Raw genomic sequence first — 24,779 nt, 5'->3', positions numbered from 1 at the left:
CCCAGGCCATCGGGCGGCCGGTCAGGAGGTCGCCGCCTGAACGTCCGGCCAAGTCGCCTATGTCGTCCCTTCCGCGCCGCCGTGCCGGTGAAAAGCCCGCCGAGCCCGCGACGTGGTCGTCAGCTGTCGTTAGCGTGCATCGACTCGACGAAAAGGACACGACACATGGCTCGGATCGGTGCCCCGCGGCTGCTGGCGGCCCTCGCCGCGACCGCTACGCTGATCGCCCTCGCACAGGCCCCAGCGAACGCGCACGCCCCAGCGAACACGCAGGCCCCGGCGAACACAATGGCGCCGATCCGGGCGGCCGCCGACTACGCCTCTCTGGTGCTGGCCGACCAGCCGTCGGTCTACTACCGCCTCGGCGAGACGCAGGGCGCGACCGCCGCCGACTCCTCGGGTCACGGCGTCACCGGCACCTACTCCGGCTCGGCGGTGACCGGTGTCGACGGCGCCGTCCCGTCCGACACCGACAACGCGGTGCTCGCTCCCGACCGGGCTCCTGTCCTGCGGGCGCCGGCCGCCGCCCTGCCCTCGGGCTCGGCGGCGCGGACGGTCGAGTTCTGGTTCAAGCCGGGCACCGCGAGCGGCCTGACGCCAGTCCTCACCTACGGCGGCACCACCATCTCGCTGCGGGACATCGAAGAAGTGCACGTCAACGACAACAGCGCCCAGGACCGGACGTTCGCGTTGCCGTACAACATCGCCGACAACGCCTGGCACCTCTGGACCATCACGTACGACGGCGCGGGCGTGACCTTCTATCTGGACGGCCAGTCGCTCGGCACGCAGAGCATGCCGATGGCCACCAGCGCGGGCGGCGACCTCCAGCTCGGCGGCTGGGCCGGAAGCTACGACGAGCTCGCGGTCTACCCGACGGCACTGTCCGACGAGCGGGTCAGCGCGCACTGGACCCGTGGACAGTCGGCGACGACCGCCTGCGCCGCCGACCCCACCGACGCGTACGGGATGGCCGTGCGGGCCGACTCGCCCACCGCCTTCTATCCGCTGGGCGACCGGCCGGCCGGCCGGTCCGCGTTCGACGCGTCCGGGAACTGCCGCAACGCCGGGTACTCCAGTTCCTCGTACGGTGCGAAGGCCGGCGGCGCCGTGGAGATCGCCGACCGTGGCACCGTGCTCACCGCGTCGGCCGGTTCCTTCCCCTCGGCCGCGAAGGCCCGGACCGTCGAGTTCTGGTTCAAGGCGGCCGGGGCCAGCGGGCTGACCCCGGTGCTGCGCTACGGCGGCACCACGATCTCGCTGCGCGACATCGAGGAAGTGCACGTCACCGACAACAGCGCCCAGGACCGGGTGTTCGCGTTGCCGTACAACATCGCCGACGACGCCTGGCACATGTGGAACGTCGTCTACGACGGTCGCAACGTCACCTTCTACCTGGACGGCCAGCAGCTCGGCACCCAGATCATGCCGCTGGCCACCCGGCCCGGCGGCGGCCTGTGGCTGGGCGGCTGGGCCGGCGACTACAGCAAGCTGGCCGTCTACCCGGCGGCGCTGACCGCCGCCCGGGTCGGCGCCCACTGGACCGCCGGCGCGTCCACCCGCAGCGCCTGCGCCACCGCTCCCGCCGACGGCTACGCGGCCACCGTCGTGGCCGACAAGCCGGCCGCGTACTTCCGGCTCGGCGACGTCGCCGGTGGCCGGGTGGCGTACGACTACTCAGGGAACTGCCGCAACGCCGCCACCGCGAGCTTCGCCGGCGGGACGGCCGGCGCCCTGGCGGGTGACACCGACGGCGCGGCCGAGGTCGCGACCCGGGGCAACCTGCTCACCGCCTCGACCGCCGGGCTGCCGACCGGCGCGGGTGAGCGGACGGTGGAGTTCTGGTTCAAGGCGGCCGGGGCGAGCGGGCTGACCCCGGTGCTGCGCTACGGCGGCACCACGATCTCGCTGCGCGACGTCGAGGAAGTGCACGTCACCGACAACAGCGCCCAGGACCGGGTGTTCGCCCTGCCATACAACATCGCCGACGGCGCCTGGCACCTGTGGGACGTGGCCTACGACGGCACCGAGATCACCTTCTCTCTCGACGGGCAGTCGCTCGGCACGCGGACCATGCCGCTGGCCACCCAGGCCGGCGGCGGCCTGTGGCTGGGTGGCTGGGCCGGCGCGTACGACGAGCTCGCGGTCTATCCGGCGGCGCTGTCGGCCGACCGGGTGGGCGCGCACTGGACGGCCGGCAACTCGACGGGGCCGGCCTGCGCCGGTGCGGCCGCCTCGGCGTACGGCCAGACCGTGGTGGCCGACAAGCCGGCGCTGTACTACCGGCTGGACGACGCGGGCTCCCGGGTCGCCTTCGAAACCGGCGGGAAGTGCCGCAACGCCGCGTACGGCACCTATGTCACCAAGAAGACGGCCGGCGCGGTGAACGGCGACTCGGGCTCGGCCGCCCACGTGCCCGACCGGCGGCCGGTGCTGCGGGCCCCCGCGGCGTCGCTGCCGACCGGCGCCAGCGCGCGGACCATCGAGTTCTGGTTCAAGGCCGACGGCGCGAGCGGGCTCACGCCGGTCCTGACCTACGGCGGCACCACCATCTCGCTGCGCGACGTGGAGGAGGCCCGGATCACCGACAACGCCGCCCAGGAGCGGACGTTCCCGGTGCCGTTCAACACGGCCGACAACCTGTGGCACCTCTGGAACGTCACCTACGACGGCTCGAAGGTGACCTTTTATCTGGACGGCGAGTCGCTCGGCACCCAGGCCATGCCGGTCGACACCCGCGAGGGCGGCTCGCTGCAGCTCGGCGGCTGGGCCGGCGACTACGACGAGCTCGCGGTCTACCCGGCGGCGCTGACGGCCGAGCGGATCGCGGCGCACTACCGCTCCGGGCTGGTCGGCTCGAACGCGGCGGTCTCCGGCACGGTGACCTTCGACGGGCGGCCGGTCGCGGGCGCGCTGGTCCAGGGCTGCACGGCCGCCGGCGCGTGCGTCCAGGGACGGACCAACCGCAACGGCCTGTACGTCCTGTCGGTCGCCCCCGGCTCGTACGACATCACCGTCTTCCCGCCGTCCACCGGCAACGGCTCCGCGGCCCGGCTCGGCTCGGCCCACGCGGAGGCGCCGGCCACCACCTCCCGGATCACCGCCGACGTCGACCTGGTCGTGGCCGCCCTCCCGTCCGGCTCGTCGATCGAGAGCCCGACGGTCGGCACCCAGACCTCGGGCGTGCCCACGATCTTCTGGGCCGAGCCGACCGTGTACCGCACCACCGGCTGCCCGAACGGCCTGGGCGTGCTGAGCGTGGTCCCGCCGGACGGCAACGAGCGGTCGTTCACGATGACCGAGAAGCCGCTGGGCTCGGGCAAGTACGCGGTGACCATCCCGCCGCTGTCCCCGATGCACGGCGACGCCCAGGTCACCACGTCGATCCTGTGCCGCATCTCGGCCACGCCGTTCGTGCCCGGCGGCGGTCCCGAGGCCGGCGGCAACAAGATCATCGTGCACGTGGACAGCTCGTCCCCGGCGGCGTCGTTCGCCTTCGGCGGAGTCACGGCACCGGCCTTCACCAAGGACGCCGAGGGCGTCTACCTGGTGACCGCGCCGCCCGGCACCGGCGCCGTGCCGGTCTCGATGAGGTTCGCCGACGGCACGAGCCGCACGCTCGACACCTACCACTACATCGCCGCCACGAAGATCAACGAAAGCGGCCCGGCCAACGCCGGCAACCAGATCACCATCACCGGCAACGGCTTCACCCCGAACACCGTCGTGATGTTCGACGAGCGCCCGGCCGAGAACGTGACCGTGGAGAGCCCGACCAGGCTGCGGGTCACCGTGCCGTCCGGCACCGGGACGGTCCCGGTGACGGTGGTCTCGGGCGGCGGTGCGGTCTCCGGCGGCTCCTACAGCTATCAGGGCGCCATCACCAAGGACAGCGGCTCGGCCTTCGAATGCCCGGACGTGGTGTGCTCCAAGGGCAAGCTGGCCCTCGGCATCGCCTACAACTTCGAGAGCGCCCGCAATCTCGGCAAGCACTTCGCCACCTCGCAGACCCTGAAGTGGGGCGCCCAGGCGTCGGTCGAGACGCTGGCCAGCGAGTACATCCCGTACATCCTCGGCCTCAGCGAGACCCAGCGCGGCGCCGTCGGCCTGGTCGGCGACGCCGGCTTCCTACTGGCCCTCGCGTTTCCCGAGGTGGCGCCGGCGGTGCTGCTGGCCACCACGGTGATCGCGCTGGGCATGTGGGCGTACAACCACAACGAGGCGTTCCGCAACTTCGTCGACGACTTCTGGCACATGCTCATCGACCCGAGCGGCACCATCGTCGACCGCAACGGCCGGCCGGTTCCCGGCGCGACGGTCACGCTGCTGCGGCAAGGCGACGACGGCAAGTACGCCCCGGTGCCCGCGGCCAGCGAGATGATCGACCCGCACGTCAACCCGCAAATGACACCGGAGTCGGGCGCGTTCGCCTGGATGGCGGCGGCGGGCAGTTATCGGGTACGGGCCACCTCGGCCGACTGTGTCGACCCGGCGACGGGCTCCGGCGCGGTCGTCGAGGACGGGCCGCACGTGTTGCCGCCACCGGCGATCGGCCTGGTGCTGACGCTGCCGTGCACGCTGCCCACCCCGGTCACGGCGCCGGCCATCACGGGCGCCTCCCCGAGCGGCGGCCTGACCGCCGGCGACACCGTCACGATCTTCGGAACCGACCTGTTCGGCGCGACCGCGGTCACGTTCGGCGACCGGGCCGCGACGAGCTTCAAGGTCCTTTCCCCGTACGCCGTCAGCGCCGTGGCCCCGGCCGGAACAGGAACCGTGCCGCTGCGCGTGACGACCCCGGGCGGCACCGCCTCGGCCGACGTGACCTACCTGCCGGTCGTGACGACGGCGAAGGCCGCGACCACCACCACGGTGACCGCCGGATCCGTCACCGCGGGCTCGCCGGTCACGGTCAAGGTCGAGGTCAAGGCCGTTTCCGGTACGCCGGCCGGCACGGTCACGGTCAGCGAAGGCGCCGTGGTGCTCGGCACGGCCGCGCTGACCACGGGCGCGGCGACGCTCACCCTGTCCGGGGTGGCCGCCGGCTCGCACACGATCACCGCCGCCTACGCCGGCAACGACGGCTTCCTGGCGTCCTCGGGCACGGCGACGTTCACGGTGAAGCCCAGCCCGGGAGGCGGCTCGACACCGCCGGCGGCGACCTCGGCCGTCCTGACGGTGGCACCGTCCACGTCGGTCAAGGGCGATCCGGTCAAGCTGAGCGCCCGGATCACGTCGCCGGCCGGCGTCCCGTCCGGGACGGTGCGCTTCCGCGACGGGTCGCTCGATCTCGGCGGCGCCGCCCTGACCGGCGGGGTCGCGACACTGACCACGGCCGCCCTGACGGTGGGCCGGCACAACCTCACCGTTGTGTACGCCGGAACGACCTCGTACGCGGCGTCGACCGGCAGCGCCGTGCACACGGTGAAGGCCCCGGCCCTGACAATCGCGTCGACGGCTTCGCGCCCGTCAGCCGGCCGTCTCGTCACCCTGCGGGCGACGGCGCCGGCCCTCCCGTCGGCGGCGCGCCAGATCCGGATCGTCGAGACGAACGGCCGGACCACCCGCGTGGTGGCCACCTGCACGAGCGTGACCGCGTGCGCGGCGACGCTGCGGCACGACCCGGGGGCCTTCCGCTACCAGGCGCAGGCACTCGACGGTTCCCGCCGGGTGCTGGTGTCCTCGGCCGCGGTGGTGGTGACGTGGACGAAACCGGCGATGGGTTTGCGCCCGAGCGCCACGAAGCCGGCGCGGGGCGCCAAGGTGACCCTGCGGGCGACAACGGCCGCGAGCACGTCCGGCACCCCGTACCGCTTCGTCATCCGCGACGTCACCACCAAGCGCATCGTCCGCGTCTGCGGCACGGCCACCACGTGCACGGTCGCGGTCGCCAACGGCAAGAGCACCCATCGGTACGAGGCCCAGACCATCACCGCCGCCGGAGCGGTGATAGCCCGCAGCGCCACGGTCACGGTCACCTGGCGCTGAGCCGGCACCTTTCGCCCTTTACCGATTTTGTCGTACCCATGGCCGACACTGGAGGGGCTGGCACAGACGTACGGAGTAAGGGGTAATGGTGAGACGGGAGGCGAGTATCGCGCACGTCGACCTGGACGCCATGTTCGCCGCCGTGGAACAGCGCGACAAGGTCTCGCTGCGGGGCCGGCCGGTCATCGTCGGCGGAGTCGCCGGGCGCGGGGTGGTCTCCACCGCCTCCTACGAGGCGCGCCGGTACGGGGCCCGGTCGGCGATGCCGACCGCCGAAGCGCGGCGCCGCTGCCCGCCCGGCACCGCCTTCCTCGCTCCCCGGTTCGCCGCCTACCGCAAGACCAGCGAGGTCGTCATGGCCCTGCTCGGACAGTTGTCGCCTCTGGTGGAACAGGTCTCCATCGACGAGGCGTACATCGATCTGGCCGCCGCCGGCCACCACGACCTGTCCCCGGCCGGCCTCACCGCGCTCGGGGAACACATCAAGACCGGCATCGCCGCCGCCACCGGCGGGGTGACCGCCTCGGTCGGGATCGGCACCTCCAAGCTCATTGCCAAGATCGGCTCCGACCTGCGCAAACCGAACGGCCTCACGATCGCCGCCCCGGGCGAGGAACAGGCACTGTTGCATCCGCTGCCGGTGACCAGCCTTCCCGGCGTCGGCCCGGCCACGGCCGAACGCCTGCGCCGTAACGGCATCCACACCATCGGCGCCCTGGCCCAGGTGAAGCCGGCGGATCTGCTCGACTGGTTCGGCCAGGCCCACGGGACCGGCCTGTTCCGGCTCGCCCGCGCCGACGACGACCGGCCGATCGTGGGGGAGCGGGAGGCGAAATCGGTGTCCGCCGAGGAGACCTTCGACACCGACCTGACCGACCGGAACCGGTTGAACAGCGAGCTCGACCTGCTGGCGGCCCGGGTCGGCGGACGGCTGCGCACGGGTGGCCTGTCCGCCCGCACCGTCACGATCAAGGTCCGGTCGTACGACTTCACGACCATCACCCGATCGACGACCCGCACGCAGCCGACCGACGATCCACGCCTCGTGGCTCAGCTGGCCCGGCGGTTGCTGGCCGAGGTCGATACCTCGGCCGGCATCCGGCTGCTCGGTGTCGGCGCGACCGCGCTCGCCGACTTCGTCCAGGACGACCTGTTCGGCATCACCCACACCGCCGACGCCATCGACGCTCACACGGACGCCGCCAACGCCGACGAGCCCGCCGGGCCGGGGCCGGCCCCTGAGATGCCGGCGGTGGGGCGGCCGGGCCAGGACGTGCACCACGACGATCACGGTCCAGGGTGGGTCTGGGGCAGTGGCCGCGGTCGCGTCACGGTGCGCTTCGAAGGCCCCACCACACCGCCAGGTCCCGTACGCACTTTCGCGTCTGACGACCCGGCCTTGCATCCCGCTGAGCCACCCGATTGGACGGTGCCGCGTGCATGATGCCACGGCTCAGCAGGCGGCTCGCCGTGCAGACACCCTAGATCAGTGCCGCGTAATCGTCCTCGGAGAGTTCAGTGTCAGCCGCCGCGACATTCTCTCTGAGGTGGTGCGGCGATGAAGTGCCCGGGATCGGCAGCATCGCGGGGGAGCGCCGCAGCAGCCACGCCAGCGCGAGCTGCGAGGGGCTGAGACCGGCCCGGCGCGCGATCTGCTCCAGCCGGCCGCCGGGGCGGGCCAGTTGGCCGGTGGCCAGTGGGAACCACGGAATGAAGGCGAGGCCGGTCTTCTCCGCGTAGTCGAGCACGTCCTCGGAGTCCCGGTCGGCCAGGTTGTAGAGGTTCTGCACGCTGACGATGGGCGCGATCCGCTGAACGGCGCGGATCTCGTCCACGCTGACCTGGGACAGGCCGATGTGCCGGATCTTGCCTTCGGCCTGAAGGTCGGCGAGGGTGCCGATCTGGTCGGCCAGCGGCACGCGCGGGTCGATGCGGTGCAGCTGGTAGAGCGGGATCTGTTCGAGGCCGAGATTGCGCAAGCTCGATTCGATCTGCCGGCGGATGTACGCGGGCCGGGCGTCGCCACCCCAGCGGCCCGGTCCCTGCCGGGTCAGCCCGACCTTGGTGGCGATGACGACGTGGTCCGGGTAGGGGTGCAGCGCTTCCTTCAGCAGCTGCTCGGCCGCGTTCGGCCCGTACGAGTCGGCGGTGTCGAAGAAGTCGACGCCGAGCTCGACCGCGCGGCGCAGCACCCGCACCGCCTTGGCCCGGTCGGCCGGGAAGCCCCACACGCCGGGCCCGGTCAGTTGCATGGTGCCGAAGCCGAGCCGGTTGACCGGCAGATCACCGCCGAGGGCGAAGGTCCCTGTCATCGCTGTCCTCCCGAGAACGGGGCGGTCGCCGCGGCGACCAGGGTGTACGCATTTCCGAGATCCGGGTACCGCTCGGTGTAGTCGCTGGTGAAAACGTCGATGGAGAGCACCTGGTCAGCCTTCATCGGCGGCCGGGATCAGCCATGAGTAAGACGACTTGGGCTCGGCGCCTCGTGCCTGTCCCCGCTACTACCAGGAACAACTCTGTCTGCCACATCGTCCGCCGCCCGCGCACAGTCGATCTCATGACATCGAAAACATGGTTCATCACCGGCGTCAACAGCGGCTTCGGCCGCCAGATGACCGAACAGCTGCTCTCACGCGGCGACCGCGTCGCCGGCACCGTGCGGCGCCCACACTCCGTGGACGATCTTCAGGAGAAGTACGGCGACCGGTTCTGGGTGGCCAACCTCGACGTGACCGACCTGCCGGGCGTCCGCGCGACCGTCGACCGGGCCTTCGCCGAGTTGGGCCGCATCGACGTGGTCGTCAACAACGCCGGCTACGGCCTGTTCGGCGCGGCCGAGGAACTGACCGACGAGCAGGTCATCGGCCAGCTCAACACGAACCTGCTGGGCTCGATCGCGGTGGTCCGGGCGGCCCTGCCGCACCTGCGGGCCCAGGGCGGCGGCCGGATCATCCAGATCTCCACCTACGGCGGGCAGGCCACCAACCCCGGCGCCTCGCTCTACCACGCCGGCAAGTGGGGCATCGAAGGCTTCATCGAAGGCACAGCCCGCGACGTCGCCCCGTTCGGCATCGACATGACCATCGTCGAGCCCGGCGGCGCCCGCACAGAGTTCCGGTTCGACAGCCTGCAACTGGCCACCCCACTACCCGCGTACGACAACACCCCCGCCGCCATGGTCCGCGGCGCCAAGGACCGCACCCGTCCCCCACTGGGCGACCCGGCCAAGATGGCCGCCCGCATCATCGACAGCGCCGACCAGTCACCGGCGCCCCTGCGCCTCGTGCTCGGCTCCGACGCGTACAAGTTCGTGACAAGCGCCCTGCGCGACCGCCTCGCCCAGATCGAGCCTCAGGAGGCCCTGGCCGCCTCCACCGACTGGACCGACGAGCAGTGACCCTCGGGCCGGCCGACGGATGGCGAGCCGCGCCGCGGCCGAGAACCAAGGGACCGGAGCGTGCTGGATCCGCTGGACGGATCCGGGCGGCGGCGGTGTGGCAGGGTCGTTGCCGTGGATCAGATGGTCGATGTGGGTGACGGGTCTCTGTGGGTCGAGGACACGGGGGAGGAACTGCCGCCGGTGGTGCTGCTGCATCCCGGAGTCGGGGACGCGCGTATCTGGAATCCGGTCTGTGAGGGGCTCGGTGGCCAGTTTCGGCTGATCCGTTATGACGTCCGGGGCTTCGGCCGCTCCGCGCCGCCGGGCGGCCGGTTCTCCCGGCTGGACGACCTACGACGATTGCTCGACAAGCTCCACGTCGGACCGGCGTTGTTCGCCGGTTGCAGCATGGGTGGCGGCACCGCCCTCGACCTCGCCCTCGCCGAGCCGGATCGGGTTCGCGGCCTGGTGCTGGCCTGCCCCGGCATCTCCGGTGCCCCGCCGGCCCACGACCCGGACGACGAGCCGGACAGCGCCGACCCCGAGGTCTTCCTCGAGCAGGGCGTCGCCCGGTGGGCGAGAGCCGGGCGCGACCCGCTGGTCGTCGACCTGCTGCGGTCGGCGGTTCGTTTCTGGATCAACGGGGGCGGCACCTGTTTCGCCGACGACGGCGACGCCTGGTCCCGGCTGGAGGACGTCGCGCCGCCCAGCGTGCTCCTGCTGGGCGAGCTCGAACGGCCGTCGTTCGTGCCGGCCTGCGTCGAGGCGGCGCGGCGCATTCCCGGCTGCCGTCTGGTGCGCCTGCCGGACACCGACCACTTCGTGCCGCTTCGGGCGCCCGGCGCGGTGATGGACGCGCTGCTCTCACTGCATCGTGATCATCCACCGAGCCGGTCGCTGTTGAGGGTGCCGGCACGGTCGAGCACGGCGGCCGGCGCCTTGGCCACCGAGCCGCTGTCGAACGGCGGCTGCGGGTCGTACTCGGTGTAGAGCTGGATCGCCTGCGCCGTGGTGTCGTCGGTGAGCAGAGCGGCCAGACGCAGGGCCATGTCGATGCCGGAGGAGACCCCGGCCGAGGTGATGATCCGGTCCTGACGGACCACCCGTTCGCTGCTGTACGCCGCACCGTAGCCCTGGAGGTCGGCGACCGACTCCCAGTGCGTGGTCGCGGTGAGCCCGTCGAGCAGCCCGGCCGCGCCCAGCACCTGCGAGCCGGTGCAGACCGACGTGGTGAACCGGGTGGTTTCGTGCATCCGGCGCACCCAGTCGAGGAACGACGGGTCGGCGATCACCTTGTGTGCGCCACCTCCGCCGGGGACGAGCAGCACGTCACACGACTCGACCTCGGAGTAGCGCGTCTTCACCTCGACCGTCAGGGCGCCCAGCGCGTCGGTGAGGAGGCCCGGCTCCGGCGCGACGAAGCGCACCTTCGCGCCCGGCACATAGGCCAGGATCTCGTACGGGCCGATGGCGTCGAGCGGTTCGAAGCCGTCGAAGAGCACGATGACGATGTCCATGGATCGCAGCCTAGGTGGGGTTCGCGTGCGGGCCTGAGCGAGGATCGTTCCTCGCCGGGCGTTCAGGCCGTGGTGAAGGCCGCCGGTCGCGTTGTCGTGGCCGGCGCGGGCTGGGCCGGGGCGCGGCGGGACCGGTGGTGGCCGAGCAGGCTCAGCAGTGCGCCGAAGGCGAGCCAGGCGAGCAGGACGATGATCGGCTGGAGGTCGTCGTGGCCGCCGAAGTAGGCGGTGGAGCGCAGCAGGTGGCCGCCGGCGCCGGGCGGCAGCAACTGGCCCAGCGCGCCGGACCAGCCGGGCAGCATCTCCGGCGCCGTGGAGGTGCCCGACAGCGTGTTGCCGACCAGCATCATGGTGGCCGAGCCGATGCCGAAGCCGGCGTAGCCGAGCAGCGATTCGAGGCCGAGGATGGTGAGCGACGTGGCGGCCACCGTCAGGGCGATGGCGCCGGCGTTGGCGAGGTAGGCGCCGTCGAGCGAGCCGAGCCAGAACTGCAGGATGGCGGCCATCGCCAGGCCGCCGGTGACGGCGAAGGCGAAGGCGCCGATGGTCCGGCGGATCCGGCCGTGCACCATCCTGGTGAGCAGCAGGGCGGCGAGCATGCCGCCCAGCACCAGCGGCAGGGCGGCCGCGGTCAGGCCGGCGCCCCGCGCGTCATCGGCGGGCAGAGCGACGACGTCGCGGACGGTGGTGGCCGGGGCGCCGTTGCCGGCCCGCCCCTGGGTGAGCGCGGTCGCCACGCCCTGCAGCGTCTGGGCGATCGCCGCGCTCCCGGCCGAGGCGGTCAGGACCTGCGGCGTTCCGGAGCTGACGTCGATCGCCCCGTACACGTCGCGGTCGCGGATCAGCTTCTCCGCCTCGGCCGCGCTGCCGACCTGAGTGATCTCGAAGGCTCCCGGGGCTCGCTGGCCGATGACCGCGCCGACCTGCGCGGTGGCGGCGGCCGGTCCGGCGACGGCGATCGGTACGTCGTGGACCGAGGAGCGCACCGCCGGCCAGGCGAAGGCCGTGAGCAGAACGCTGATGATCACCGTGAGCAGGGCGACGGCCCGGGCCACGGTCGTCCACGGCGAGGGTGACGTGCCGGCTGTCGGCGAAGGTGAGGCGGCCATGCGACTCCTTTAGGAAACGATTGTTCGCTTTGCATCATGCGGCCGCGCCGGCGGTTTATCAAGAACGAACGTTCGCCTTTTTGGTCACAGAGGACCGACCTGCCCCGGCGCCGCCGAGGGGCGGCTGGTAGGCGCGGGCGACTCACGGCGCCGCAGGATCAGCCAGGTGATCCAGCCGGCGCCGATGATGAAGCCGAAGCTGATGATCCGGTACAGCACGACCGCGGCGATCGCGGTGGCGGTGGCGACGCCGCCGGTGACCAGGCCGAGGATCAGCGCGCTGTCGATGATGCCGAGGCCGCCCGGTACGAGGGTGATGGTCCCGGCGGCCATGCCGGCGCAGAAGGCGAGCAGGACCTGCGTGGCGTTGACCGGCTCACCGGTGACCGCTCGCAGGCACGCCCAGAGGCAGACCGCGTCGAGACCCCAGTTGAGCACGGCGAACGCGGCGGCGGCGGTGCCGCGGCCGGCGGTCAGGCGGGCCGATCCGAGCTGACCGGCGAACACCCGGACCTGGTCGAGCCCTTCGCCGGCGGGCCGGCGGCGCAGCCGGTTGACCCGGGCCAGTACGGTGCGGGCCACGGGATCGACCGCCTCCGGGCGGCGGGCGATACGCCTGATCCCGGCGATGATCAGCGCGATGAGCGCGATGAGGCCGGCGAGTTTGTACCACTGCGGCGTGCCGTCGGAGACCAGCGCTCCAGCGACCGCGACCAGGGCCAGCGCGGTGGTGGAGAGGATGCCGGACAGGGCGATGCACCAGGAGGCGACGGCCGGCGTGGCGCCGAACCGGCGCAGCTGCTGGTAGTTGAACTGGGTGGAGAAGGCGGGACCGCCGGGCAGCGTCTCGTTGAGCGAATGCGCGGCGTAGGCGAGGGCGATGTTCCGGCGGATCGGCACCCGCAGCCCGGCCGAGCGGAGCAGGAACTGCTGCATGCGGGCGTAGCAGCCCATGGCGATCACCTCGGCCGCCACCGCGGTGGCCAGCCACCCGGTGTGCGGGGCGCGCAACTGTGACACGGCCTGGACGAGAGCCGGCCAGCCCACGACGAGCTCGGCCACCATCAGGGTGATCAGCGCGGTGTAACCGCCGCGCCGGAGCCAGGCGCGGGTCCGGCGAGGCGGGCGACCGTCGCTTGCCGCACTTCCGGTGGTCACGTCGCGGCTCCTCGCTGGAATGAACATTCGCTTTCAGCGTTGAGCGGCCACGACACGACTGTCAAGAACGAGCGTTCGCTTTCACAGTGTCGTTGTCAAAAACGATCGTTCACTTTAGGGTTGGGAGATGCCCCGGGTCAGTGAGCAGTATCGGGCCGACCGCCGCGCCGAGATCTTGGGCGCGGCGGCTCGTCTCTTCGCCGCCGACGGATTCCACTCCACGTCGATGGCCGACATCATCGGCGCCTCCGGGCTGTCCGCCGGTGCGGTGTACCGATATTTCCGCAGCAAGGACGAGATCATCGGCTCCGTCGCGGAGATGGCGCTGTCGAACGCCGACGAGATCTTCCAAGCCCTGCTCGCCGACGGTGCCACACCGTCGCCGGAGCAGGCCGTTCACGCGTCCATCGAAGCGATCAGCGGCCAGCTCATCAACGTCGCGGACTCGGGGGCCGACATCACGCGGATCGGTGTCCAGGTGTGGGCCGAGGCCCTGCGCAGCCCCGAGCTCGCGGTCCGGGTCAACGTCGTCTACCGCGGTCTGCGGCGCCACTTCGCCGAGGTCGCCCGTCGCTGGCAGGCCGCGGGGCACCTGCCCGCCGACGCGGTGCCGGAGGACGTGGGCGCCGCCATGCTGGGCCTCGTGCAGGGCTTCGTCCTGCAGAACCTCCTGGTCACCGACACCAACGCCGACAGCTACCTGGCCGGCGTGCGAGGGTTGCTGTCCGCGTCGTCCCCGGCGCTGACCACCAAGCCATGAGCGGCGACGTCGAGATCTGGCTGTTGAGGAACTGACGAAACCGCGGTCCGAACGCGTCGCCTCACGCGAACCCGTCCTAGGCGGCCTCGATCAGGGCCACGTCGGCGATGTCCAGGCGGAAGTCCTCGGCGTGACCGCCGACCTGGAAGGTCAGCTCGGAATGGGGGCTGGTGCGGGCGGCCACGAAACGGTACTCGTGGCGGCACGCTGTGGTGTCGACCGGCAAATCTCGGGTGTACGACTCCTGATAGGTGGGCGGGCTGTCCTGCACTCGGACCCGGATCGTCGTGGCGTGGTCGGTGGTCGCGGTGAAGGCCAAGGTGTACGGGCGTCCCTGCACCAGGTCGACGTCGCCGCGGACGATGACGACGTCGCCGGGGCTCTTGGTGCCGGTGAGCACGTCGGCGCGGAAACGGTGGCCCTGCTCGGTCAGCGATGCCGCGGTCTTGTTGCTGACCCACCACGAGGCGGCGGCCCGGGACAGCACGTCGGGGCCCGCCGGGGCGGGGTGGCCGGACGGCAGGCAGGCGTCCGCCGACTCGGCCACGGGGACGACGGGTGCGCTCTGCCAGTCGGACCAGGCCCTGGTGCCGACCACGCCGGCGCCCACGCCGGCCACGAAGATCACGGCGACCAAGGGTGGGGCGACGCCTCGGCGACGGGACGTGGCGGACGGCTCGACCGGGGTCTCCGGCTCGGCCAGCGAGCACCAGGCGGCGCGCCAGCGGGTCAGCTCGGCGGCGATGGCCGGCTCGTCCTGGCCGCTCGCCCGCAGGCAGGCCGTGACGAACGAGTCGACGAACTCGTAGCGGGGGAGCCGGGGTAGCCGCTTGCCCGAGAGCACCTCCGAAGTCGTGCTCGGTGGCAGCGGGTCGGGGCGGATGTCGCCGCGGGCGGCCGCGATCCGCTGGTCGGCCAGGCGGCTCAGCTGGCGCAGCGAAGGGTTGCCGGCGCGCACGCGGAGCCCTCGGAGCTCGGCGACGAACTCGTCGGCCGTCCGCACCGGCGAGGGCATGTCTACAGAGGAACTCGGCATCGCCGGTCACTATAACTACGCGCGTCTATCGCTTCCGGGGGCCAGGCCGTTGCGGACCGCGTGCAGGGCGGCCTGGGTGCGGTCGGCCAGGCCCAGCTTGAGCAGGATGCTCGAGACGTGGGTCTTCACCGTCTTCTCGGCCACGACCAGGGCCCGCGCGATCTCGCGGTTGGAGCGGCCCTCGGCCAGCAGGGCCAGGACGTCGCGCTCGCGGGCGGTCAGGGCGGGTTCCTCGGCCGGCGCGCCGAGCAGGCCGGCGGCCACGTCCGGTTCGAGCAGCAGATGGCCGGCGGCGACCGAGCGGACCGCCGCGACCAAGGCGTTCGGGTCGACGTCCTTGGAGAGGTAGCCGCGGGCGCCGGCCCGCACGGCCGGGACGAGCCGGGCCCGGTCGGTGAAGCTGGTGACCACGAGCACGCGGGCCGGCAGGTCGCGGCGGCGCAGCTCGCGCAGCACCTCGACGCCGTCCATGCCGGGCAGCACCATGTCGAGCAGCACCACCTCGGGCCCGGTCTCGGCGATCAGGTCGAGCGCGGTGGGGCCGTCGGCCGCCTCGCCGACCACCTCCAGGTCCCCGGCCAGCTCCAGGAAGGTGCGCAGTCCCCGGCGTACGGCCGGATGGTCGTCGACGATCAGCACTCGGATGTCAGTCATGGCGGACCTCCAGGCGCACGGTCGTGCCCTCGCCGGGGGTGGAGTCGACGGTCAGGGTGGCCCGGACGGCGCAGGCGCGCTCGCGCATGGAGCGCAGGCCCAGGCTGCGGCCGGCCTTCAAGGTGGCCGCCACGTCGAAGCCCCGGCCGTCGTCGGCGACCTCCAGACGTACGACATCGGGGTCTTGGGTGTGAAGGCGAACCCGGACCGTGGCCGCCTTGGCGTGGCGGACGGCGTTGTGCAGCGCTTCCTGGGCCACGCGGAAGACGACGGTGCGGACGGGCATCGGGAGCTCGGGTGGGGAGTCGTCGCTGTAGGTGAGGTGCGGGGCGCCGTTGTACGCCCGGTCGAGGATGCTCACCTGTTTGCGCAACGCGGCGGGCAGGCCGTCGGTGGCCAGGTCGGCCGGGCGCAGCTCCTGGACGGCGGCCTGCAACTCCTCGGCGGCCTCGCGGGCCAGGGTGGTCACCTCGGTCAGGTGGCGGCGGGCGGCGGCCGGGTCGCGCTCGAGCAGGACGTCGGCCGCCTGGGCGGTCAGGCGCAGGCCGAACAGGCGCTGGGCGACCGCGTCGTGCAGGTCGTGGGCGATGCGGGCGCGCTCCTCGGCGATGGTGAGCTCACGGTTGCGGGCGTAGAGCCGGGCGTGGGTCAGGGCGATGGCGGCGTGCGCGGCCAGCACGCCGACCAGCTCCTCGTCGGCGTCGGTGAAACCGCCGGACTTGTTGGCCAGATAGAGCGCACCGAGGATCTCGTCGCCGCTGACGATCGGCACGCCCAGGAAGGCCTCGAGGACCGGATGGGCGGCCGGCCACCAGTGGAAGCGCGGATCGGCGCGGATGTCGGCCACCCGCTGGGTGGCCGGGTCGCGCAGCATGACGGCGAGGAAGCCGTGCTGACGGGGGAGCGGGCCGATCGCGGCCTGCACCTCGTCGCTGACGCCGGAGACCACGAACTGCGCGAACGAGCCCGCCTCGTCGGGGACGCCCAGCGCCGCATAACGCGCGCCGGCCAGCTCGCGGGCGGTGTCGACGATGGTCTGCAGCACCTCGGGAACGGTCAGCTGGTCGCTGACCGCCAGCACCGCGGCCGACAGACGCCGCGCGACGTGCAGCTCGTCGCTCATGCCGCCACCATAGCGGCGGCCACCGGCGGAGAACCTGCGCCGATGGTCCTAGGACCAAGGTCCCGGGCCGAAGCCGTCCCGGGCCCGATTCGGCGGCGGTCGACGAGCGGCAGGGTCGAGGGCATGACCAACGACAACACTTCACCGGTCGCCGTCATCACCGGCGCCTCCCGCGGTCTCGGCGCCGCCCTCGCGTCGTCCCTCGCCGCCGCCGGCTGGCGGCTCGTGCTCGACGCCCGCACCGCCGCCGGCCTCGACCGGGTGGGTGCGGAGCTCGGCCGGCACACGACCGTCATCGCCATCGCGGGTGACGTCGTCGACGACGATCACCGGGCCGTCCTGGCCGCGGCGGCCGGCCAGCTCGGCGGGGCCGACCTGCTCGTCAACAACGCGTCGGTGCTGGGCGGCTCGCCACTGCCCGCGCTGGGCGCCTTCCCGCTGCCGGCGCTGCTGGAGACGTTCGAGGTGAACGCTCTGGCCCCGATCGCCCTGACCCAGCTCCTGCTGCCGCAGCTGCGCCGGTCGCCGTCCGGCGGCGCGATCCTGAACATCAGCTCGGACGCGGCCGTCGAGGCGTACGAAGGCTGGGGTGGTTATGGGGCCGCCAAAGCGGCGTTGGACCATGCGGGCCGGGTGCTTGCGATCGAGGAGCCTTCCGTACGGGTGTGGAGCGTCGACCCGGGTGAGATGCGCACGGATCTCTACCAGCAGGCGGCGCCCGGCGAGGACATCTCACATCTGCCGCCGCCCGAGACCGTGGTGCCGCATCTGCTGGGGTTGCTGCGGTCGCGCCCGGCCTCCGGCCGGTACGTGGCGTCCGCACTGCCGGCCGTCGAAGGGGCGCGATGACCACGGCGACCCTCGACTTCGAGCTGCCGGGCGACCTCGAGGCGAGGGAGCCGGCCGAGGCCCAAGGGCGAGGGCGCGAGGATGTACGGCTCCTCGTGAGCCGGGGCACGGAGGTGAGCCATCACCGGTTCCCGGAGCTGCCGTGGATCCTGCGGGCCGGTGACCTGCTGGTGGTGAACAACTCGGCGACGGTTCCGGCCGCGCTCGACGCCGGCGACGGGCTGGTCGTGCACGTCTCGACCGAGCACGCCGACGGGTCGTGGCTGGTGGAGTTGCGCCGTACCGCCGGGGGCAGCACGGCCCCGTTCGCGCCGGGCACGGGGCCGGCGCGGACGGGGCTGCGGCTGGCGGTGCCCGAGGGATCGGTCACTCTGCTCCACCCGTACACCTCAAGGCTCTGGATCGCGAAAGCCGACGTGCCGGGCACGAGGGTCGGCTATCTGGCGCGGCACGGGCGGCCGATCCGGTACGACTACACCGACCGGGACTGGCCGCTGGCGACGTATCAGAACGCCTACGCGACCGAGCCCGGCAGCGCCGAGATGCCGAGCGCGGGCCGTCCGCTGACCGGCGGGGTGCTGGCCGCGCTGGCCGGGCGGGGGATCCTGGTGGCGCCGATCACGCTCCACACGGGCGTGGCGTCGGCCGAGGTGGACGAACCGCCGTACCCGGAGTGGTATGCGGTCCCGCCGTCGACGACGCGGTTGATCGAGCACGTCCGGGCCGGCGGCGGCCGGGTGACAGCGGTCGGGACGACGGTGGTGCGGGCCCTGGAAACGGCGTGGGACGGCCCGGCGTCGGGCTGGACCAGCCTGGTCATCGGGCCGGAGAGGCCGGTGCGCTCGGTGGACGGGCTGTTGACGGGCCTGCACGAGCCGCGGGCCTCACACCTGAAAATGCTGTCGGCGGTGACCGGGACTGCGGCGTTGCGGGCGGCGTACGACGAGGCGCTGCGCGAGCGCTACCGATGGCACGAGTTCGGTGACGTCCACCTGATCCTGCCCTGACCGGTCAGGCGGCGTACTTCTCGACCAGGGTCCCGACGGCCGGGAGGGCGGCTTCGATGTGCTTGCCGGCGCCGCCGCGCACGGTGGTGTACGCCTTGACGACGACGGCCTTCTCGGAGTCGCTGGCCATGTCGTCGGTGACCTTGAGCATGGCCTCGGTGACTTCGGGGCTGCGTTTGGCCAGGTAGTCGCCGAAGGTGCCGCCGCCGGCCGCGTGGAAGTCGGCCCAGAACGGCTGGAGCTGCTCAAGCGCGGACGGGACGATCAGCTCGACGGTCTGCGCGTAGTAGCCGGGGGCGAACGACGAGACGGCCTTGTAGGCGAGCTTGACCGCGGCCGCCGAGACCCCGGACTTCGTGGCCAGTTCCGACTGCACGACACCCTGAAGGTCGGCGGCGATCGCCTTGACAGTGGCTTCGTCCGTCGCGAGGTCGTTCAGGTTCGAGATCATGCGCCCGACACTATCCAGCACTTGATCTTGAATCGCTCTCCGTCCCCCGATCCTGACCAGACAGTGACGGACAAATACCCATGTCGCCGGTACCGCGCGTGTGACGGGGTGGTGCCTGTCCGTCAGACTGAGTCATCGGCAATCGACGGGAGCGCATCATGTCGGCGGTTGAGGTGATCGCGGCGGCGTTGGCGGCCGGCGCGGGTGCGGGGTTGACGGACGCCACGTCGGCGGCCGTGCGGGACGCCTACGCCAGACTGAAGGAGTTGCTCAAGCGGCGCGTCGGCGACGACGGTGTGCTGGAAGCCAACGAGACCGAGCCCGGCTTCTGGCAGGCCCAGCTCGGCGACGCCCTTACCGCCTCGGGCGCGGCGGACGACGAGCGGATCCTGGCGGCAGCCCGGCAGCTGCTTGCCCTCGCTGATCCCGCTTCGGCCGCGAAGTATCGGGTGGACGTGCGTGAGGCCAAGGGTGTGCAGGTGGGGGACCGCAACATCCAGACCAATACGTTCAACTAGCCGGCGCTGTGAACGAAAGATCCCATCCCGACATCGGCGTCGACGCCCGTGGCGCGTTCGGGGTGCAGATCGGGGACGGCGGCAGCCAGCACAACGAGTACCACCTGCACCCACGGCAGATCGAGTGGCCGCACCGGGTGGGTGTGGTGCCGCCGCTGGCCGACCAGCGGGTGGACAGGCCCGCCGACCGGGACCTCGACACGGCGAGCACCTCGGGGCAGACCGTGGTGGTATGTCAGGTGGTCACCGGACTGGGTGGAGTCGGCAAGACCCAGTTGGCGGCCGCGCTGGCCCACCATGTCTGGGACGAGCATCTGGTCGACCTGCTGGTCTGGGTGACTGCGACGTCGAGGACCGGCATCATCGCCGGTTACGCTCAGGCCGCCGCCGACGTCACCGGCGTGGAGGACGCCGACCCGCAGCAGGCCGCCGAACGCTTCTTGGCCTGGCTCGCCGGCACTGACCGGCGGTGGCTGATCGTGCTCGATGACCTGACCGATCCCGCGGACCTGCGCCGTTTGTGGCCGCCCGCCATGGAGTCAGGCCGTACGGTCGTCACCACTCGCCGCCGCGACAGCGCGCTGCTGGCCGGCCGGCACGTCGTCCAGGTCGGCCTGTTCACCCCGGCCGAGGCATATATCTACCTGCAGAACAAACTGTTCGCCGACCCAAGGCTCCTGGCCGGGGCTGCCGAGCTGGCTGACGACCTCGGTCACCTGCCGCTGGCTTTGGCCCAGGCCGCCGCCTACCTGCTCGATCGTGGGCTGACCTGCGCCGACTATCGCGCCCGGTTGGCCGACCAACGGCGCCGGCTGCCCGATGTGCTGCCCGAGGCCGGGGCGTTGCCGGACGAACACCAGCACACCATCGCCGCCACCTGGTCGCTGTCCATAGACCTCGCCGACCGGCTGCACCCGCCACAGTTGGCGCGGCCCGTGCTGCAACTCGCCGCGTTGCTCGATCCGAACGGCATCCCCACCGACCTGTTCGCCACCACCAGAGTGCTCGACTACCTGAGCCAGCGCCTGCACAGGGGCGGGGTGGTGGATGCGGAGGATGTCCGTGACGCTCTGCACGGCCTGCACCGGCTGAACCTGGCCACTGTCGGTCGAACCACCGACACGCTGCGAGTGCACGCCCTGGTCCAACGCGCCGTCCGAGAAGCCGCCGACGCCGAAGACACCGACACACTCGCCGTCACCGCCGCGGAGGCTCTCCTCGAAATCTGGCCCGAGATCGAGCCTGACCAGCAAGCCGCACAAGCTCTTCGGGCCAACACCGCCGCCCTGTACAACGCCGCCAGCACGTCACTATGCAACCGAGACGACGGCGCACACTTAGTGCTGTTTCAGGCTGGCAACAGCTTGGGCAACACCGGGCAGGTTTCAGCCGCTCGCAACTACTTCCACTTTTTGCACACCACTACCACCACCCACCTCGGCGGCGACCACCCGGACACCCTGGCCGCCCGCCACAGCCTCGCCTATTGGCGCGGTGAGGCGGGTGACCCGACTGGTGCCGCGACCGCTTTCGAACAGTTGCTCGCCGACCGGCTGCGGATTCTGGGATCGGATCACCCGAGCACCTTGACCACCCGCGCAAACCTTGCCTACTGGCGCGGCGTGGTGGGTGACCCGGCTGGTGCTGCGGCCGCTTTCGAACAGTTGCTCGCCGACCGGCTGCGGATTCTGGGGCCTGACCACCCGGACACCCTGGCCGCCCGCGCCCAACTGGCGCGCTGGCGCGGCGTGGTGGGTGACCCGGCGGTTGCCGCCACCGCTTTCGAACAGCTGCTCGCCGACCGGCTGCGGGTCCTGGGATCGGATCACCCGAGCACCCTGACCACTCGCTCCAACCTTGCCTTCTGGCGCGGTGAGGCGGGTGATCCGGCTGGTGCCGCGTCTGCTTTGGAACAGTTGTTCGTCGACCGGCTGCGGGTCTTGGGATCGGATCACCCGGATACCCTGACCACTCGTCACAGCCTCGCCCACTGGCGCGGTGAGGCGGGTGATCCGGCTGATGCGGCGTCTACTTTGGAACAGGTGCTCGCCGACCAGCTGCGGGTCCTGGGATCGGATCACCCGAGCACCCTGACCACTCGTCACAACCTCGCCTACTGGCGCGGTGAGGCGGGTGACCCGGCTGGCGCCGCGGCCGCTTTCGAACAGCTGCTCGCCGACCGGCTGCGGGTCTTGGGGCCTGATCACCCGAGCACCCTGACCACCCGCGCCGACCTCGCCTACTGGCGTGATAACAGGAACGGCGCCGACACAGCGTAACGGGCATGGCTGGTCGGCAAGAATTCACACACCAACGAAATACACGACCCCGCCGGCCGTGCGGGCTGTCAGGGGAGGAGCTGGTCCAGGGCGGGCGCCTTGGTCAGTATTCCGTCGCGGCGGCCCAGCTGGGCCAAGCGGTCGATCGACGGGCGGTTGATCTCGCCTGGCCAGCTCGGGAGGATCATCGCGATCCGGACGGTGTCGTTGATCGTGGTGTAGGTGCCGACGATGTCGCGGACCTCGTCGGGGTGGGTCGCGGCGTACGCCATCGAATCCTTTATCGCCGCCGTGAACTGGGTGACCAGGTCGGGGCTCTTCGCGATCTCGGCCTCGCTCGTGAAGTAGAGCGCCACCGTCAGATTCGCCGCCGTGTCCACGAAGTTCGACGCGACGATCTGGCCGCCCTGGGTCAGCACCTGCGACAGCTGTGGCTCCACCACCCACGCCGCGTCGACTCGGCCGCCCTGCAATGCCGCCGGCATGTCGCCGAACGGCATGGCCTCGAACTTCAGGTTTGTCGGATCGCCGCCGGCGCTTCGGACCGACTGGCGTACGGTCGTGTCGCCCAGGTTCTTCAAGGTGTTCACGGCGATCGTCTTGCCGGTCAGGTCCTTCGCCGTGCGGATCTTGCTGCCGTCGTGCACGACGATCGCCGAGAAGTCGCGGCCGGCGCGGCCGGTGGACGACACCCCGGCCGCCACGCCCTTCAGCTGGGCGCCGCCCGTCTGCGCGGCCATCAGCGACGTCACGTTGCTGAAGCCGAACGGGTATTTACCGCTGATCACGTTCTTCACGATGGCCGAGCCGCCCTGCTCGGGGACGAGCGTGAGGTCGATGCCCCGGCTCGCGAAGAAGCCCTTGGCCTTGCCGAGATAGATCGGCGCCACGTCGATGATGGGCACGACGCCGACGGTGACCTTGGTGCCACCGCCGTTCTCGCTCTTGTCGTCCGGCGAGCAGGCCGTCGTGGCCAGCAGCAGGGAGACAACGGCGGCGGCGAGGATCCGGCGCATGGGTCCGCTCCAGGGGAGATCAGGGGCGCACTTGCGCCGGGCGAACGGTACCCGATCTCCGGCCGCTTGGGGACCGGCCAGAAGGGACGAACATTGCCGATGTCAGGACCCGGCGAGTTTGCGCAGCGCGTCGGCCGCTCCGTCGGTGAGGGGTTCGCCGTGGCCGGGCAGGATCGTCTTGACATCCAGCGCGGCCAGCTTCTTGACCGACGCGGCGGCCTGGTCGAGGTCGGCCGTGTACTTGGGGTCGGACCCGGTGAGCCCTTCGGTCGTCCGGAGGGCGTCGCCCGCGACGAGGGTTCCTGTCGACGGATCGAAAACCGAGATGTGTCCCAGAGTGTGCCCGGGCGTACCGACGATCTGGAGTCCGAAGACCTCGTCCCCGTCGGCCAGCGGCTTCAATTCCTGCTGCGCGTTCACGATCGAGCCGACGTCATCCTGGCCCGCGTAGAAGGTCGCCTTCACCTGAGGTTCCACGTCGGGCAGCCCGCCCACGTGGTCCTGATGCTGGTGGGTCAGGATCACGTGCTTCACCTGGCCCCATCCGCTGCCGGCGGCGGTCAGCGCCGACCCGATCGCGTCGCCCGACCCGGCCGTGCCGAGGTCGACCACGGCCGCCTCGCCGCCCCGGATCAGCAGATAGGCCGAAACGAACGAGAGGCTGACCCGCTCCCAGCCGCCGGCGGCTCCGGAAGAGGAAGACGAAGAAGAAGAGGAAGAAGAAGGCGGCGAGGCGTCGGAACATCCGGTCACCGTGTTCAGGATGGTCACGCCGAGGACCCCCGCGCCCGCACTGACGAGCAACCGGCGGCGCGTGAGCAGAAAGTCCGTCATGGTCCGATGATTTCCGGCGCCGCTTCACGATCGCCACCGGAACGGCCGGGTCTTAACCGATTCTTATCCGGTCACACGGGGTAAGGAAAAGTGGCATGACGGTCTACGGAATCCATGCCTCTCATGAGCAGATCCCGCCCGCCGAGCTGCTGGCCGCCGTGGTCGCTGCGGAGCAAGCGGGGTTCGAGGCAGCCATGTGTTCTGATCACTTCTCGCCGTGGAGCGCGCGGCAAGGGCAGTCCGGGTTCGCCTGGTCGTGGCTCGGCGCGGCTCTGCAGGCGACCAATCTTTCGTTCGGTGTGGTGAACGCGCCGGGGCAGCGGTACCACCCGGCGATCATCGCGCAGGCCATCGGGACTCTCGCGTCGATGTATCCGGGGCGGTTCTGGGCGGCCCTGGGCAGTGGTGAATACAGCAACGAGCATGTCGTCGGCGGCGAATGGCCCCGCAAGGATCTGCGCGAGGCGCGGCTGCTGGCCTGTGTCGACGTCATCCGCGATCTGCTGGCCGGCAAGGAGGTCACCCGCGACGGGATCATCACCGTCGACCGGGCGAAGCTGTGGACGCGGCCCGAACAGGCGCCGCCGCTGATCGGGGCCGCCGTCAGCACCAAGACGGCCGCCTGGTGTGCGAAGTGGGCCGACGGGCTGGTCACGGTCAACGCGCCCGAGGAGCAGCTGCGCGCGATGATCGCCGCCTACCGTGACGCCGGCGGCACCGGGCCGGTCTGCCTTCAGGTGCACCTGAGCTGGGCGCCGACCCAGGACGAGGCCGAGCGGATCGCGCACGACCAGTGGCGCAGCAACATCTTCGCGCCGCCGGTGTGCTGGGACGCCGAGACCGTCGAGCACTTCGACGTCATCTCCGAGAACGTGACCGTCGAGCAGGTGGCGAAGGTCGTCAACATCTCGGCCGACCTGGAGGAGCACACCGATCGGCTGCGCCGGTACGCCGCGCTCGGTTTCGACCGGATCTACCTGCATCACGTCGGGCAGAATTTGACGCCGTTCATCGATGCCTTCGGAAGCAAGGTGCTGCCGGCCCTGCGCTGAGTTGTATACAAACCGCCGCTGCCTCTTGCTCTGAACCCCGTTCCTCGCC

At 71.4% G+C, this 24,779-nt stretch carries 21 protein-coding genes; 10 read left to right on the top strand and 11 right to left on the bottom strand.

Going from position 1 to position 24,779, the window contains the following annotated elements:
* The first annotated feature begins 165 nt into the window (after positions 1-165).
* Both ACQP2X_RS27435 and ACQP2X_RS27430 read left to right on the top strand, forming a co-directional pair.
* A complete protein-coding gene (locus tag ACQP2X_RS27435) occupies positions 166-5,988 on the top strand; it encodes a LamG-like jellyroll fold domain-containing protein (protein WP_498686677.1) in 5,823 nt (1,940 codons plus the stop codon).
* A gap of 85 nt (positions 5,989-6,073) precedes the next feature.
* On the top strand, positions 6,074-7,432 hold the full coding sequence (locus tag ACQP2X_RS27430; RefSeq protein ID WP_498686675.1) for a DNA polymerase IV: 1,359 nt from the start codon (positions 6,074-6,076) through the stop codon (positions 7,430-7,432).
* 37 nt (positions 7,433-7,469) lie between these two features.
* Here ACQP2X_RS27430 and ACQP2X_RS27425 read toward each other — a convergent pair whose 3' ends face one another.
* Together ACQP2X_RS27425 and ACQP2X_RS27420 are read right to left on the bottom strand one after the other, a co-directional pair.
* Entirely contained in the window at positions 7,470-8,300 is an 831-nt protein-coding gene (locus ACQP2X_RS27425; RefSeq protein WP_498686673.1) for an aldo/keto reductase, read from the bottom strand.
* A complete protein-coding gene (locus tag ACQP2X_RS27420) occupies positions 8,297-8,425 on the bottom strand; it encodes a hypothetical protein (protein ID WP_498686670.1) in 129 nt (42 codons plus the stop codon). Before ACQP2X_RS27420 ends, ACQP2X_RS27425 begins: the two co-directional genes overlap by 4 nt.
* 120 nt (positions 8,426-8,545) lie before the next feature.
* On the opposite strand from ACQP2X_RS27420, the gene ACQP2X_RS27415 reads away from it, so the two are divergent.
* Together ACQP2X_RS27415 and ACQP2X_RS27410 are read left to right on the top strand one after the other, a co-directional pair.
* Entirely contained in the window at positions 8,546-9,385 is an 840-nt protein-coding gene (locus tag ACQP2X_RS27415; RefSeq protein ID WP_498686669.1) for an SDR family oxidoreductase, read from the top strand.
* Positions 9,386-9,508: 123 nt separating this feature from the next.
* Positions 9,509-10,357, top strand: coding sequence for an alpha/beta fold hydrolase (locus tag ACQP2X_RS27410; RefSeq protein ID WP_498701055.1), 849 nt, complete (start codon positions 9,509-9,511; stop codon positions 10,355-10,357).
* Here the strand turns inward: ACQP2X_RS27410 and ACQP2X_RS27405 are convergent.
* The 3 genes from ACQP2X_RS27405 to ACQP2X_RS27395 form a co-directional block, all read right to left on the bottom strand.
* On the bottom strand, positions 10,246-10,884 hold the full coding sequence (locus ACQP2X_RS27405; RefSeq protein WP_498686667.1) for a DJ-1/PfpI family protein: 639 nt from the start codon (positions 10,882-10,884) through the stop codon (positions 10,246-10,248). The two genes, ACQP2X_RS27410 and ACQP2X_RS27405, sit on opposite strands and share 112 nt — an antisense overlap.
* 62 nt (positions 10,885-10,946) lie before the next feature.
* Entirely contained in the window at positions 10,947-11,993 is a 1,047-nt protein-coding gene (locus tag ACQP2X_RS27400; RefSeq protein WP_498686666.1) for a hypothetical protein, read from the bottom strand.
* 84 nt (positions 11,994-12,077) lie between these two features.
* Positions 12,078-13,151, bottom strand: a complete 1,074-nt coding sequence (locus tag ACQP2X_RS27395; protein ID WP_498686665.1) for a lysylphosphatidylglycerol synthase transmembrane domain-containing protein — start codon at positions 13,149-13,151, stop codon at positions 12,078-12,080.
* Between the two features lie 127 nt (positions 13,152-13,278).
* Between ACQP2X_RS27395 and ACQP2X_RS27390 the strand changes: the two genes are divergently transcribed.
* Complete coding sequence (locus tag ACQP2X_RS27390) at positions 13,279-13,911, top strand: TetR/AcrR family transcriptional regulator (protein WP_498686664.1); 633 nt, start codon at positions 13,279-13,281, stop codon at positions 13,909-13,911.
* Between the two features lie 76 nt (positions 13,912-13,987).
* Here the strand turns inward: ACQP2X_RS27390 and ACQP2X_RS27385 are convergent, their stop codons facing one another.
* Genes ACQP2X_RS27385 through ACQP2X_RS27375 form a run of 3 tightly spaced genes read right to left on the bottom strand, consistent with a single transcriptional unit; the run spans position 13,988 to position 16,724 of the window.
* Positions 13,988-14,926 (bottom strand): hypothetical protein, encoded by a 939-nt coding sequence (locus tag ACQP2X_RS27385; RefSeq protein WP_498686661.1) that lies wholly within the window; start codon positions 14,924-14,926, stop codon positions 13,988-13,990.
* Between the two features lie 36 nt (positions 14,927-14,962).
* Positions 14,963-15,601, bottom strand: coding sequence for a response regulator (locus tag ACQP2X_RS27380; protein WP_498686659.1), 639 nt, complete (start codon positions 15,599-15,601; stop codon positions 14,963-14,965).
* Positions 15,594-16,724, bottom strand: coding sequence for a GAF domain-containing sensor histidine kinase (locus tag ACQP2X_RS27375; protein WP_498686658.1), 1,131 nt, complete (start codon positions 16,722-16,724; stop codon positions 15,594-15,596). Before ACQP2X_RS27375 ends, ACQP2X_RS27380 begins: the two co-directional genes overlap by 8 nt.
* 123 nt (positions 16,725-16,847) lie before the next feature.
* Between ACQP2X_RS27375 and ACQP2X_RS27370 the strand changes: the two genes are divergently transcribed.
* Positions 16,848-17,573 carry an SDR family NAD(P)-dependent oxidoreductase gene (locus ACQP2X_RS27370; protein ID WP_498686657.1) on the top strand — a complete coding sequence of 242 codons (726 nt, stop codon included), beginning with the start codon at positions 16,848-16,850 and terminating at the stop codon, positions 17,571-17,573.
* The gene (locus ACQP2X_RS27365; protein WP_498686655.1) at positions 17,570-18,580 is read left to right on the top strand and encodes an S-adenosylmethionine:tRNA ribosyltransferase-isomerase; all 1,011 of its coding nucleotides are present in this window, start codon (positions 17,570-17,572) and stop codon (positions 18,578-18,580) included. The genes ACQP2X_RS27370 and ACQP2X_RS27365 overlap by 4 nt, the downstream gene beginning before the upstream one ends.
* A gap of 4 nt (positions 18,581-18,584) precedes the next feature.
* On the opposite strand, the gene ACQP2X_RS27360 is transcribed toward ACQP2X_RS27365, so the two are convergent.
* A complete protein-coding gene (locus ACQP2X_RS27360; RefSeq protein WP_498686653.1) occupies positions 18,585-19,031 on the bottom strand; it encodes a DUF6918 family protein in 447 nt (148 codons plus the stop codon).
* 158 nt (positions 19,032-19,189) lie between these two features.
* On the opposite strand from ACQP2X_RS27360, the gene ACQP2X_RS27355 reads away from it, so the two are divergent.
* The gene (locus tag ACQP2X_RS27355) at positions 19,190-19,549 is read left to right on the top strand and encodes a Het-E N-terminal domain-containing protein (RefSeq protein ID WP_498686650.1); all 360 of its coding nucleotides are present in this window, start codon (positions 19,190-19,192) and stop codon (positions 19,547-19,549) included.
* Positions 19,550-19,557: 8 nt separating this feature from the next.
* Complete coding sequence (locus ACQP2X_RS27350) at positions 19,558-21,828, top strand: tetratricopeptide repeat protein (RefSeq protein ID WP_498686649.1); 2,271 nt, start codon at positions 19,558-19,560, stop codon at positions 21,826-21,828.
* A 68-nt stretch (positions 21,829-21,896) separates the two neighbouring features.
* On the opposite strand, the gene ACQP2X_RS27345 is transcribed toward ACQP2X_RS27350, so the two are convergent.
* On the bottom strand, positions 21,897-22,844 hold the full coding sequence (locus tag ACQP2X_RS27345; RefSeq protein ID WP_498686647.1) for an ABC transporter substrate-binding protein: 948 nt from the start codon (positions 22,842-22,844) through the stop codon (positions 21,897-21,899).
* Between the two features lie 102 nt (positions 22,845-22,946).
* Positions 22,947-23,678, bottom strand: a complete 732-nt coding sequence (locus ACQP2X_RS27340) for an MBL fold metallo-hydrolase (protein WP_498686646.1) — start codon at positions 23,676-23,678, stop codon at positions 22,947-22,949.
* Positions 23,679-23,773: 95 nt separating this feature from the next.
* Here ACQP2X_RS27340 and ACQP2X_RS27335 point away from each other — a divergent pair, with 95 nt between their 5' ends.
* Complete coding sequence (locus ACQP2X_RS27335; RefSeq protein WP_498686645.1) at positions 23,774-24,730, top strand: TIGR03885 family FMN-dependent LLM class oxidoreductase; 957 nt, start codon at positions 23,774-23,776, stop codon at positions 24,728-24,730.
* Positions 24,731-24,779: the final 49 nt, after the last annotated feature.

The organism is Actinoplanes sp. CA-131856, from assembly GCF_050956135.1.
Lineage (GTDB): Bacteria > Actinomycetota > Actinomycetes > Mycobacteriales > Micromonosporaceae > Actinoplanes.
Note: the sequence above shows the minus strand (reverse complement) of the source record. Positions and strands in the feature narration are given on the sequence as shown.

Bases quoted from the DNA above. Each gene is read 5' to 3' on its own strand.
- ACQP2X_RS27355 (WP_498686650.1), top strand. From the start codon at position 19,190: ATGTCGGCGGTTGAGGTGATCGCGGCGGCGTTGGCGGCCGGCGCGGGT.
- ACQP2X_RS27425 (WP_498686673.1), bottom strand. From the start codon at position 8,300: ATGACAGGGACCTTCGCCCTCGGCGGTGATCTGCCGGTCAACCGGCTC.
- ACQP2X_RS27360 (WP_498686653.1), bottom strand. From the start codon at position 19,031: ATGATCTCGAACCTGAACGACCTCGCGACGGACGAAGCCACTGTCAAG.
- ACQP2X_RS27430 (WP_498686675.1), top strand. From the start codon at position 6,074: ATGGTGAGACGGGAGGCGAGTATCGCGCACGTCGACCTGGACGCCATG.
- ACQP2X_RS27410 (WP_498701055.1), top strand. From the start codon at position 9,509: ATGGTCGATGTGGGTGACGGGTCTCTGTGGGTCGAGGACACGGGGGAG.
- ACQP2X_RS27345 (WP_498686647.1), bottom strand. From the start codon at position 22,844: ATGCGCCGGATCCTCGCCGCCGCCGTTGTCTCCCTGCTGCTGGCCACG.
- ACQP2X_RS27390 (WP_498686664.1), top strand. From the start codon at position 13,279: ATGCCCCGGGTCAGTGAGCAGTATCGGGCCGACCGCCGCGCCGAGATC.
- ACQP2X_RS27370 (WP_498686657.1), top strand. From the start codon at position 16,848: ATGACCAACGACAACACTTCACCGGTCGCCGTCATCACCGGCGCCTCC.
- ACQP2X_RS27435 (WP_498686677.1), top strand. From the start codon at position 166: ATGGCTCGGATCGGTGCCCCGCGGCTGCTGGCGGCCCTCGCCGCGACC.
- ACQP2X_RS27415 (WP_498686669.1), top strand. From the start codon at position 8,546: ATGACATCGAAAACATGGTTCATCACCGGCGTCAACAGCGGCTTCGGC.
- ACQP2X_RS27385 (WP_498686661.1), bottom strand. From the start codon at position 14,926: ATGCCCTCGCCGGTGCGGACGGCCGACGAGTTCGTCGCCGAGCTCCGA.
- ACQP2X_RS27335 (WP_498686645.1), top strand. From the start codon at position 23,774: ATGACGGTCTACGGAATCCATGCCTCTCATGAGCAGATCCCGCCCGCC.
- ACQP2X_RS27340 (WP_498686646.1), bottom strand. From the start codon at position 23,678: ATGACGGACTTTCTGCTCACGCGCCGCCGGTTGCTCGTCAGTGCGGGC.
- ACQP2X_RS27420 (WP_498686670.1), bottom strand. From the start codon at position 8,425: ATGAAGGCTGACCAGGTGCTCTCCATCGACGTTTTCACCAGCGACTAC.
- ACQP2X_RS27375 (WP_498686658.1), bottom strand. From the start codon at position 16,724: ATGAGCGACGAGCTGCACGTCGCGCGGCGTCTGTCGGCCGCGGTGCTG.
- ACQP2X_RS27405 (WP_498686667.1), bottom strand. From the start codon at position 10,884: ATGGACATCGTCATCGTGCTCTTCGACGGCTTCGAACCGCTCGACGCC.
- ACQP2X_RS27365 (WP_498686655.1), top strand. From the start codon at position 17,570: ATGACCACGGCGACCCTCGACTTCGAGCTGCCGGGCGACCTCGAGGCG.
- ACQP2X_RS27400 (WP_498686666.1), bottom strand. From the start codon at position 11,993: ATGGCCGCCTCACCTTCGCCGACAGCCGGCACGTCACCCTCGCCGTGG.
- ACQP2X_RS27380 (WP_498686659.1), bottom strand. From the start codon at position 15,601: ATGACTGACATCCGAGTGCTGATCGTCGACGACCATCCGGCCGTACGC.